Annotated in this window: 12 protein-coding genes; 3 read left to right on the top strand and 9 right to left on the bottom strand. The window is 64.2% G+C overall.

Translation table 11 applies throughout. The annotated features are described in order from the left end of the window. Both EN925_RS10290 and EN925_RS10285 read left to right on the top strand, forming a co-directional pair. A partial coding sequence (locus EN925_RS10290) for a DbpA RNA binding domain-containing protein (protein WP_206632814.1) occupies positions 1 to 518 on the top strand: 518 nt, incomplete at its 5' end. A gap of 117 nt (positions 519 to 635) precedes the next feature. Then, complete coding sequence (locus tag EN925_RS10285; RefSeq protein ID WP_127365614.1) at positions 636 to 1,346, top strand: DUF805 domain-containing protein; 711 nt, start codon at positions 636 to 638, stop codon at positions 1,344 to 1,346. Here EN925_RS10285 and EN925_RS10280 read toward each other — a convergent pair. From EN925_RS10280 to leuD, 6 genes are all read right to left on the bottom strand, one after another. Beyond that, positions 1,336 to 1,824 carry a GNAT family N-acetyltransferase gene (locus EN925_RS10280; protein ID WP_127365615.1) on the bottom strand — a complete coding sequence of 163 codons (489 nt, stop codon included), beginning with the start codon at positions 1,822 to 1,824 and terminating at the stop codon, positions 1,336 to 1,338. The two genes, EN925_RS10285 and EN925_RS10280, sit on opposite strands and share 11 nt — an antisense overlap. A gap of 4 nt (positions 1,825 to 1,828) precedes the next feature. Beyond that, the gene (gene leuB, locus EN925_RS10275; RefSeq protein WP_127368682.1) at positions 1,829 to 2,932 is read right to left on the bottom strand and encodes a 3-isopropylmalate dehydrogenase; all 1,104 of its coding nucleotides are present in this window, start codon (positions 2,930 to 2,932) and stop codon (positions 1,829 to 1,831) included. Positions 2,933 to 3,222: 290 nt separating this feature from the next. Then, positions 3,223 to 3,573 carry a VOC family protein gene (locus tag EN925_RS10270; protein WP_127368683.1) on the bottom strand — a complete coding sequence of 117 codons (351 nt, stop codon included), beginning with the start codon at positions 3,571 to 3,573 and terminating at the stop codon, positions 3,223 to 3,225. A 13-nt stretch (positions 3,574 to 3,586) separates the two neighbouring features. Next, on the bottom strand, positions 3,587 to 3,970 hold the full coding sequence (locus tag EN925_RS10265) for a RidA family protein (RefSeq protein ID WP_024504044.1): 384 nt from the start codon (positions 3,968 to 3,970) through the stop codon (positions 3,587 to 3,589). A gap of 221 nt (positions 3,971 to 4,191) precedes the next feature. Continuing rightward, a complete protein-coding gene (locus tag EN925_RS10260; protein ID WP_127388407.1) occupies positions 4,192 to 5,121 on the bottom strand; it encodes a hypothetical protein in 930 nt (309 codons plus the stop codon). Positions 5,122 to 5,190: 69 nt separating this feature from the next. Next, positions 5,191 to 5,796 (bottom strand): 3-isopropylmalate dehydratase small subunit, encoded by a 606-nt coding sequence (leuD, locus tag EN925_RS10255; protein WP_013528787.1) that lies wholly within the window; start codon positions 5,794 to 5,796, stop codon positions 5,191 to 5,193. Between the two features lie 128 nt (positions 5,797 to 5,924). Between leuD and EN925_RS10250 the strand changes: the two genes are divergently transcribed. Beyond that, complete coding sequence (locus EN925_RS10250) at positions 5,925 to 6,350, top strand: GNAT family N-acetyltransferase (protein ID WP_127370323.1); 426 nt, start codon at positions 5,925 to 5,927, stop codon at positions 6,348 to 6,350. A gap of 76 nt (positions 6,351 to 6,426) precedes the next feature. Here EN925_RS10250 and EN925_RS10245 read toward each other — a convergent pair whose 3' ends face one another. The 3 genes from EN925_RS10245 to EN925_RS10235 all read right to left on the bottom strand — a co-directional run. Beyond that, positions 6,427 to 7,593, bottom strand: coding sequence for an FAD-binding oxidoreductase (locus tag EN925_RS10245; protein WP_127388406.1), 1,167 nt, complete (start codon positions 7,591 to 7,593; stop codon positions 6,427 to 6,429). A 29-nt stretch (positions 7,594 to 7,622) separates the two neighbouring features. Next, entirely contained in the window at positions 7,623 to 9,224 is a 1,602-nt protein-coding gene (locus EN925_RS10240; protein WP_013528784.1) for an ATP-binding protein, read from the bottom strand. After that, on the bottom strand, positions 9,215 to 9,816 hold a 602-nt coding region (locus EN925_RS10235), incomplete at its 5' end, for a response regulator transcription factor (protein ID WP_164894173.1). The genes EN925_RS10235 and EN925_RS10240, both read right to left, overlap by 10 nt.

The following is a 9,816-nucleotide window of genomic DNA, read 5'->3' as shown; positions in this document are numbered from 1 at the left end:
GCCAGGAAGCGGTCTGCCCAATCCGCCGCGACGATTTCGGCGACAGCGTCTGGTTCTCTCTGTCGATCGGGCGCCGGCAGAATGCCGAGCCGCGCTGGCTCATCCCGATGCTATGCCGCACCGGCAGCATCTCGAAGCGAGAGATCGGCGCCATCAAGATGCAGCCGGAAGAGACCTACGTGCAGATCGCGGCGGATTGGGCAGACCGCTTCCTGGCCGCGATCGGTCCCGACCGGAAGCTGCAAGGCAACATCCTGGTGAAGCGGCTCGACGGTACGCCCGATCTGTCGCGCGCCGGCTATCAGCCGCCAAGCCCCGACAAGAAGCCGCATCGCGGCAAGGCGCCGTTCGATCCCAACGCGCCGAAGCGCAAATTCGAAAAACGTGCACCGGCAGCAGCCGATCAGCGCCCGACTGCCCCGCATGATGCAAAGCCATGGGCGAAGAAGCCGGGCAAGCCGAAATTCGACACCTCTGGTGCACCCAAGCACAAGAAGGCGAAGAAGCGGCCTTCGTAAGACCGGGCAACGAGCCTCATCCGCCCGCATGACGCCGGCCGCATCCCGATGCGGTCTTGCCCATCGGTTCGGCCATGTGCCACACCTTGGCAGGGACGTGGCAAGTGGGGGTGGCAAATGCGCGGCAAAGTGCTTCACTATGACGAAGTCCAGGGTTTCGGCTTCATCACCGGAGCCGACGGCAACCGCTACACCTTCACCCGCGAAAACCTGCGCCGGGAAACCACTATGCGGAAGGAAGCGGGCGTGGAATTCCAGGCGGGCGGCGGCCAGGCGCGCGACGTCTTTTTGATCGCCGCCGAGACGGCTGCGCCGGCCGGCGACGCTGGTACGAGCGCCGCGCCGACTCAAGCCGGTAACGCACCATCCGCTTCTGCGCCACAGGCCCAGCATTTCGGCCGTTCCCCCGGGCCGGCCGAGCCCACCGATCTCTGGGGCTATTTCTGGCGTGGCGTGACGCAGAACTATTTCAATTTCGCCGGACGTGCCCGCCGCAAGGAATATTGGGGTTATTTCCTGTTCTGGGTGGTCTCGCTGCTTGTCATCGGCGGCATCGGTCTTTTCGCCGACAATGAAATGGGCAATTTCGACAGCAGCGTATCGGCGGCGGTAACCGTCGGCCTTTGCGGCACCTTCGTCCTGGCGACACTGCTGCCCAGCCTCGGCATGACCGTTCGCCGCATCCATGACATCGGCCTCTCGGGCTGGCTTTATCTGGTGGTGCTGATCCCGACCATCGGCAGCCTGATCATCCTGGTCTTCGCGCTGATCCCGACGCAGGCCCGCGAAAACCAGTGGGGACCGGTGCCGGCGGGCGTCAGGGTCTAGGGATGATCGCCTTCAGCGCCTCGCCCGAAAGCCTGAGAAAGACCTTCTGGCCGTGGCGTTCTGCGCCAAGTCGGTCGTAGAAACGCTGCGCGCCTTCGTTCCAGTCCTCGCTGGTCAGGTCGATGCGGCCGATGCCTTCGCGCAGGCAATGATCGGCGAGAAAGCCGATCAGCGCCCGGCCGACACCAGCGTTGCGGGCTTTGTCGCGCACGAACAGGTCCTTAAGGAACAGCAGCCGCTCGAGATCGATACCGGGATGCGCGATCGCCACCGACGCCAGGCCGCTGACCTCGCCCTCGATGAAGGCGAGCGCGAAATGCGGATAGGCCGGGCTTTCCTCGCCAAGCCATTTTCGTGCCGCAGACAGGGCCCGGTCGGCATTGAGAGGCGGTTGCCGATAATGTTCCGCCATCTCGCAAAACATGGCCGCGAGCGTCGTCGCGTCCTCGATCGTCGCCCAGCGGACGTCGACCGTCACGGTATCAGCCCAGGAATTTGGCGATGATCGCGTCGCCCATCTCAACCGTACCGACCTCGGTCATGCCATCGGACATGATGTCTTTCGTCCGCAGGCCTGCGTCGAGCACGGCGGCGATCGCGCCTTCGACGCGGTCGGCTTCATCGACCATGCCGAAGGAATAGCGCAGGCACATGGCGAAGGAGGCGATCATGGCGATCGGGTTGGCAATGCCCTTGCCGGCAATGTCGGGCGCCGAACCGTGCACCGGCTCGTAGAGCGCCTTGCGCTTCTTGGTCTTCACGTCAGGCGCGCCGAGCGAGGCCGACGGCAGCATGCCGATCGAGCCGGTCAGCATAGCGGCGATATCGGACAGCATATCGCCGAACAGATTGTCGGTGACGATGACGTCGAACTGCTTTGGCCAGCGCACCAGCTGCATGCCGCCGGCGTCGGCCAGCATGTGGTCGAGCTTGACGTCGGAATAGCGCGCCTTGTGGGTCTGGGTGACGACCTCGTTCCACAACACGCCCGACTTCATCACATTGCGCTTTTCCATCGAGGTGACGTGGTTCTTGCGGGTGCGCGCGAGTTCGAAGGCGACGCCCGAAATGCGCTCGATCTCGAACGTGTCGTAGACCTGCGTGTCGATGCCGCGCTTCTGTCCGTTGCCGAGATCGATGATCTGCTTGGGCTCGCCGAAATAGACGCCACCGGTCAGCTCGCGCACGATCAATATGTCGAGACCTTCGACCACCTCCTGCTTGAGCGAGGAGGACGCCGCCAGCGCCGGATAGCAGATGGCCGGGCGCAGATTGGCGAATAGCTCCATGTCCTTGCGCAGGCGCAGCAGGCCGGCTTCCGGGCGCACCTCATAGGGCACCGCATCCCATTTCGGACCGCCGACGGCGCCGAACAGCACCGCGTCGGCCGCCATCGCCTTTTCCATGTCGGCATCGGAGATCGCCGCGCCATGCACGTCATAGGCACAGCCGCCGACCAGCCCCTCATCGGTGGCAAAACCGCTGCCGAGCCTGTCGTTCATAACCGCGATCAGTTTCTTGACCTCGGCCATGGCCTCAGGACCGATGCCGTCACCGGGGAGCAGGAAAAGATGCTTCGTTGCCATGGAGAAACCGTCCTGGAAAGATTTGAACCGCGGCCTTGCTAAACGCCAAGCGAGTTGCATGCAAGCAGGAACGCAGCGATCACGGATAACCCGATTCGTTGGTGATCCGTAGCGCCCCCCTCTGCCCTGCCGGGCATCTCCCCCTCAAGGGGGAGATTGGCAGCATTATCGTTTCGCCTCTTCTTTCTGACGTGGAGATTGGCGAACGCCGAGGCGACATCCAATCTCCCCCCTTGAGGGGGAGATGGCCGGCAGGCCAGAGGGGGGCGCTGTCCCGCCGGCATACGTCATCACTGATGCGAGAGAATGTTGACCAGCCGGCCGAACGGATCGCGCACGTAGAAGCGTCGCACGCCCCACGGTTCGTCGGCCGGTCCGTATTCGATGGCAAAGCCCGCCGCCTTCATGGCATCGAGCGCTGCATCGACATCGTCGACCTCGATCGAGAGATCCGGCACCGGCGTGCCGGAGCCGCCTTGCGCCATGAAGCTGACCTGGACATCCATCTTTGCTTGCGAGCCGTAGGTCGCGATCCAGCCGAGGTCCATCAGCAGGTCGAGACCGAGCACATCCTGGTAGAAACGCTTCGCCGCCGCGACATCCGCTGTCTCGATATTGGCAACGATGCGCTGGACTTTCATCGTCGGTCGCCCTTCAGGCCGTGCGCCGCAGCGCCGTCACCTCGATCTCGATCTTCATTTCCGGTTTGTTGAGCTGGCAGACGATCATCGTCGCTGCCGGCCTGATGTCACCGAACGTCTCGCCGAGGATCGGGAAGACTACATCCACGAAGGCCTGGTCGGTGATGTAGTAATGCGCCCGCACCACGTCAGCCATCTCGAAGCCGCCGTCCTTCAGCGCCTTGCCGATCGTCGCCAGGCAATTGCGCGTCTGCGCCTCCACCGTTTCCGGCATCGTCATCGTCGCATAGTCGTAGCCGGTGGTGCCGGAGACGAAGCACCAGTCGCCCTGCACCACGGCGCGCGAATAGCCGGCGGTCTTTTCGAACGGCGAACCGGTGGAGATGAGTTTGCGCATATGAGGGGCCTTGCTTGGGTTGTCGGCCAGCATTAGCAGGCGGAACGGCGCGGGTCGTGGGCCAAGCCAGGCAAACTGTTATCCCGGAAGCGAAGCGCGAACCTCCGAGATTGGTTGAAGCATCCCTTCCGTCGTCATCCTATGGCGGAGCAAGGAGCGTAGCGACGCGGCGCAGACCATAGGATGACGAAAGCGAGGGGGTGCTGCGCAACGCTAAAGCTTTAATTTGCCGCCCCCAGCGCCTTGTCCAACGCCGCCTTCACATCCGCGGGCCATGTCGCCACACCAGGCCACGCCTGCGGCTGGCCATTGTCGCCGCGGCGGGCGAAGTAGAGTTTGCGCTGGGCCGGGTCGACCGCCATGAAGCCGTCATTGCCGCCGCAGTCATGCGGCACGCAGCCGCTGGCGTAGAAGGCGCCCGAAGCGGTCTTTTCGGTGCCGCCGCCGACCAGCAGGCTGGTCGCCATGTCGGGCATGTCCTTGCCGAGCAGCTTTTCCGCTTCCGTGTAGACGGCCTCATTGTGGAAGGCGTCGATGATGTTCTGGTACTTTTCCGGATCGATGTCTTTCCAGTCCGTTCCGGGTTCCGGCATGTAGGTAAGATTGCCCGAAATCGTCAGCCCGTCGGTCGGCGACCATTGCAAAGCCGGCTTCTGATCTCCCGGCAACAGGTAGGGCACGAAATAGATGGCGCTGTCGGACACCGCCGAGGGCGGCGCGCCGCACTGGTCCTGCTCGACCGTGGTGCTCTGGATCGTGCCGCCTTCCGGTTTCCAGACGATCACCGTCGCCGGCCCGCATTGATTGCCGCCGTCGCCGACATCGAACAGCGCCACCTTGACGCCGCCGACCTCGACTGTTTTGTCGAAGAAGACATCGTAATTGCTGGCCAGCTGCTGACCGTCATAGGCGAGCACCTTCTCGCCGTACTGTTCCTTCTGGGTGATGGTCAGCGTGCCGCCTTCGAACGGGACGGGAGCTTGCTTGTCGTCATCGGAAGCATCGGCGGCGTTCGTCCCCTGATCGGCGGACGGCTGCTCCGTCGCCGGGGCCGGCTGTGTGGCGGGCGTCTGGGTCTGCGCAGACGCGCTGGCGATTTGCCCCAGCAACAAGGCCAGCCCGCAAAGGCCGGCAAGAAGCGAACGTGTCATGACTGTCCCTCCACTCAGTCGCCGCGAACCGGCCCGAAAGGCCAGATCCATCCGTCCGGAGCGCGCCGCTCAGGCCCAGGGGCGCTGTTCGGCGTTCCGCTTCTCGAACGAAGCGATGGCGCCGGCTTTCTCCATGGTCAGGCCGATATCGTCGAGCCCGTTGAGCAGGCAGTGCCGCTTGAAGTCGTCGAGGTCGAATTTGACCACGCCGCCATCCGGCCCACGGATTTCCTTGGCTTCGAGGTCGACCGACACCGTGGCATTGGAGCCGCGCGAGGCGTCGTCCATCAGCTTCTCGAGATCCTCGGGGCTGACGGTGATCGGCAGGATGCCGTTCTTGAAGCAGTTGTTGTAGAAAATGTCGGCGAACGAGGTCGAGATGACGCAGCGAATACCGAAGTCGAGCAGCGCCCATGGTGCGTGCTCGCGGCTGGAACCGCAGCCGAAATTGTCGCCGGCGACCAGGATCTGCGCCTTGCGGTAGGCCGGCTTGTTGAGCACGAAATCCGGGTTTTCCGAACCGTCGTCCTTGTAGCGCATTTCGGCGAACAGGCCGGTGCCGAGCCCGGTGCGCTTGATCGTCTTGAGGTAATCCTTGGGGATGATCATGTCGGTGTCGACATTGACGATCGGCATCGGAGCGGCGACGCCGGTGAGCTTGGTGAATTTTTCCATGGCTTTTGCCCGTGTTTTCGTTGCGGGGGAATTTGCTGAGGCCCGGTTTACACAAAGCCGGCGGCAAATAAAAGGCAACTGTTCGTGCATGGTGGCACAAGCCAGCCCGATGGTGCAATCTGGCGGCCATGGCAGAAAACGCACACGTCCTCTATAACAGAGAACCCGCGCTCGACATCGCCGAATTCCGTCGCGTGCTGGTCGAATCCGGCCTCGGCGAGACACGGCCGATCGATGATGAAGCGCGGCTGCGGGCGATGCTGTCGGGCGCCAATCTGGTGCTGACCGCGCGCCTTGATATTCAGGGCAAGCCGCTGATCGGCGTCATCAGGGCGATCACCGACTTCTCCTGGGTCTGCTACATCTCCGAACTCGCCGTTTCCCGATCGGCACAGGGGCTCGGCATCGGCAAGGGCCTGATGGACGAGGCGCGCCGGCAGCTTGGACCATCGGTCGCCATCAGCCTGATCTCCATGCCCGATGCCGTAGGCTTCTACGAACGTATCGGCATGAAGCGCATGGCCGACGCCTTCTGGTTCGACCGCAAGGGCTGAGGCTCGCTCGAAATACTCTTCCGCAACCGTAGCGATCCTTCGCGCCAGCGTCAAAAAGGACCTTCCCTTTGCCCGCTCAAATCACATTCAATTCCCGGAACGCCCTTCCCTCCGCCACCCGCTCATACCCGAACGCCGAGCAATCCACCGTGCGATAACCGCCATGCACGATTAGTTCGGCCAGCGCTTTGCCCACTGCTGGCGCCTGCTGCAGGCCGTGGCCGGAAAAGCCGTTGGCGAACAGGAAATTGCCGACGTCGGGATGCGGACCGATCACCGCGTTCTGGTCGAGCGTGTTGTAGTCGTAGTGGCCGGCCCAGGCACGGGTCGGCTTGATCGCCTCGAAGGCGGGAATACGGGTCGCCAGCACCGGCCAGATCACCTCTTCGAACAGTGGCCAGTTTACCTCGAAGTCGCCGGGATCGGGTGCGCAGTCGCCTTCCTCCGGTTCGGCGCCGCCGGTGAGGTAGACCGAGCCTTCCGGACGGACATAGATGCCGGAGGGATCGACCAGCAGCGGCATGTCGGCATATTTCTCGCGCGCCTCGAAGACGAAGACATTGCGCTTGCGCGGCTCGACCGGCAGCTCGAGCCCGGCCATGGCAGCCACCTTGCCGGCGTTAGGGCCGGCGGCGTTGACGACGATGCCAGCCTCCAGCGTCTCGCCATTGCCCAGGCTCACTCCCGTGACGCGGTTGCCATCGCGCGCGATGCCGGTGACATCTGCGGCGATGAAATCGACTTTCTTCTGCCGCAGCGCCTTGCGGAACAGCGTCAGCATCGCATGCGCGTCGAACCAGCCTTCGCCGCTGCGGCCATAGGCGCCGGCTGAAATGCCCTCGGTCGACAGCCATGGGAACCGGCGCACCAGCTGATCCGCGTCCTCCAGCACAATGTCGGCGCCCTCGGCCATCTGCGCCTGGTGATTGCTCCTCAGGATCGGCAAGCCGTCCTCGCCGGCAAGGATGAGGTAGCCGCCCTCGCGAAAGCCGATATCGGCGTCATCCCCGAACTCTTCCTTCAGCCGCCGGAACAGCTTCAGCGTGAACTGCGACAGGCGGATGTTTTCCGGGATCGAGAATTGCTGGCGGATCGAGGCCATGGACAGCGTCGTTGCCGCATGCGCGAATTGCGGATCACGCTCGACCAGCGCGATCGTGCCGGAAAACCCTTGCTCACGCAGGTAATAGGCGACCGAGGAGCCGACGATGGCTCCGCCGATGATGACGATGTCGTAGCGCATGTTCTCTCCGATCCGGCCGATAGTGTCCTTCACGCCACCGGCAGAATGACCTCGAAGCGCGTGCCGCGCTCGCTGTCAACCAGCGCGATCATACCATCATGCGCTTTCAGGAGGGCCAGCACGATGCCAAGCCCCATGCCGGTGCCGCCCTGTTCGCGCCGCGTGGTGAAGAACGGCTCGAAAATGCGCGCCCGGTTGCTCGGCGAAATGCCGGCACCGTCATCGCTGACCAGGATGCTCGCCTTGCCGCCGGCGCTCGTAGCGGAGACAGAAACCTGCATCGCGCCATGCCTGGCCGAATTGTCGATGAGATTGGCCAGCACGATAGCCGCGTTCTCGGCCGATATGCGCAATCTGATGTCGCCGCCGGCCCCGATGCTAACCGCGAGCCTGTTGTCGACGGGCAGCAGCGACAGTGCCGCACCGAGCGATGTGCTTTCGCCGCTCGGCGCCAGGTTTTCGGCGCGTGCCAGGTCGAGCAGGCGCCGCACCAGCAGATTGAGCCGCCCCGCATCGGTGACGATATTGTTGGAGAAACGCCGCCGCTCCGCATCGTCCATCGCGCCACCGGAATCGCGCAGCAATTCGGCCGCGCCCTGGATCGCCGTCAGCGGCGATTTGAGCTCATGCGAGACATGTGTGGCGAAAGTCTGGACCGAGTCCGACCGCGCCTGAAGCTTCTCGGCCATGTCGAGGAAGGCGGCGGACAGCTCCGCCATCTCTCGCGTGCCGTGGTGGTCGAGCGGCCGGATCGCCGTGCGGTCGCCGGCGGCGATACGCTCGGTGCGGTCGATCAGCGCATAGATCGGCCGGCTGACGGTGCGCAGGAAGATGAGACCGATGAGCAGCGTGCCGCCGAGAATGGCGATCGCCGCCAACGTCACCTTGCCACGTTCGCCATAGAGATGCTTGATGATGTTGTTGGGCGTCCGCGACACATAGACGACGCCGGCGACCTGGCCGTCGACAGCGACCGGCAGGGCGACGAAGACACGCACCTTGGTGCCGCGGCTGACCGAATAGAGCGGTGGCGTCGGCTGGTCGGGAATGCGCAGCCTGAGCGCGCTGGCATAGTGGCCGGCAAGTGCTGTGCGCACCTCTTCGACCGCACTGAGCGACTGGCCGACCTCGCCGCGCCCGGCAATGACGACGCCCCGGGGGTCGAGCAGCCGGAAGCCGGCCAGCGTGGTTTTCTGGGTGGCGTCGAGGATGCCGGACAGGCGCGCGCCGATCACCGCGAAGGCGGGATCGACGATCGCCGGCATCGCCGCCGGCCGGGTCGGCAGGACATAATCCGAGGCAAGATCGAGCTGCGGTTCGATTGGCCTGTAGAGCGGGTCCGGATTGACGCTGCGGCTTGAATCCCCACTTGGCTCCGGCATCGGCGCACCGAGCTTTTCCGGTGGGATGCCGGCGTCACGTACATCCCGCGCATAGATGGCGGCGATGGCAGCGCCTTGCGCGATCAGCTCCGCCTCGGTCTGGCGGATCAGCTGGTTCTCGTAGAGGCGGAAGAAGAACAGGCCGACCAGTGGCAAGGCCATCACCATGATCAGGATGGCGACGACGACCGTGGCAAGCCGTGGCCGCCATTTGCGGCCGATCCATTTGCTGGAGGCCGTCAGCCGCATCGGCCAAGCCGGAAGCCGACGCCATGCACCGTCTCGATGACATTAGGGCAACCCACAGCTGCCAGTTTGGCGCGGATGTTGCGGATGTGGCTGTCGACGGTGCGGCCGGCGACGTGGATGTTTGCGGCATAGGCGCTGGCCGTCACCGCGTCGCGGTCGAGCACATGCGCCGGCCGCGCCAGGAACCCCTTCAGGATCGAGAACTCAATTCCTGTCAACGATAACGGCTTGCCGTCGAAGCTGGCGGTATGGCTGGCCGGCGCCAGAGCCAGTTTGCCATGCGAAAACTGCCTGTCGTCGGCCGGTTCGGGCGCCGCCGGGCGGGCGCGCCGCAGGATGACGTTGACGCGGGCAACCAGCTCGCGCGGGCTGAATGGTTTCGTCACATAGTCGTCGCCGCCCATTTCGAGCCCGAGGATGCGGTCGATCTCCTCGTCGCGCGCAGAGAGGAACAGCACCGGCACATCGGATATGTGCCGCAGCCGCCGGCAGACCTCCAGCCCGTCCATTTCCGGCATGCCGATATCGAGCATGACGAGGTCCGGTGCCCGGCGGCCGATTGCCTGCAAGGCGGCGGCACCGTCGGCCACCC

The organism is Mesorhizobium sp. M7A.F.Ca.US.006.04.2.1, from assembly GCF_004022915.1.
GTDB lineage: Bacteria > Pseudomonadota > Alphaproteobacteria > Rhizobiales > Rhizobiaceae > Mesorhizobium > Mesorhizobium ciceri.
Note: the sequence above shows the minus strand (reverse complement) of the source record. Positions and strands in the feature narration are given on the sequence as shown.

What these genes read in the sequence shown, in the direction of transcription:
- EN925_RS10265 (WP_024504044.1), bottom strand. Translation starts at nt 3,970, where the DNA reads ATGCGCAAACTCATCTCCACCGGTTCGCCGTTCGAAAAGACCGCCGGC.
- EN925_RS10285 (WP_127365614.1), top strand. Translation starts at nt 636, where the DNA reads ATGCGCGGCAAAGTGCTTCACTATGACGAAGTCCAGGGTTTCGGCTTC.
- EN925_RS10245 (WP_127388406.1), bottom strand. Translation starts at nt 7,593, where the DNA reads ATGCGCTACGACATCGTCATCATCGGCGGAGCCATCGTCGGCTCCTCG.
- leuD (WP_013528787.1), bottom strand. Translation starts at nt 5,796, where the DNA reads ATGGAAAAATTCACCAAGCTCACCGGCGTCGCCGCTCCGATGCCGATC.
- EN925_RS10240 (WP_013528784.1), bottom strand. Translation starts at nt 9,224, where the DNA reads ATGCGGCTGACGGCCTCCAGCAAATGGATCGGCCGCAAATGGCGGCCA.
- EN925_RS10260 (WP_127388407.1), bottom strand. Translation starts at nt 5,121, where the DNA reads ATGACACGTTCGCTTCTTGCCGGCCTTTGCGGGCTGGCCTTGTTGCTG.
- EN925_RS10250 (WP_127370323.1), top strand. Translation starts at nt 5,925, where the DNA reads ATGGCAGAAAACGCACACGTCCTCTATAACAGAGAACCCGCGCTCGAC.
- leuB (WP_127368682.1), bottom strand. Translation starts at nt 2,932, where the DNA reads ATGGCAACGAAGCATCTTTTCCTGCTCCCCGGTGACGGCATCGGTCCT.
- EN925_RS10270 (WP_127368683.1), bottom strand. Translation starts at nt 3,573, where the DNA reads ATGAAAGTCCAGCGCATCGTTGCCAATATCGAGACAGCGGATGTCGCG.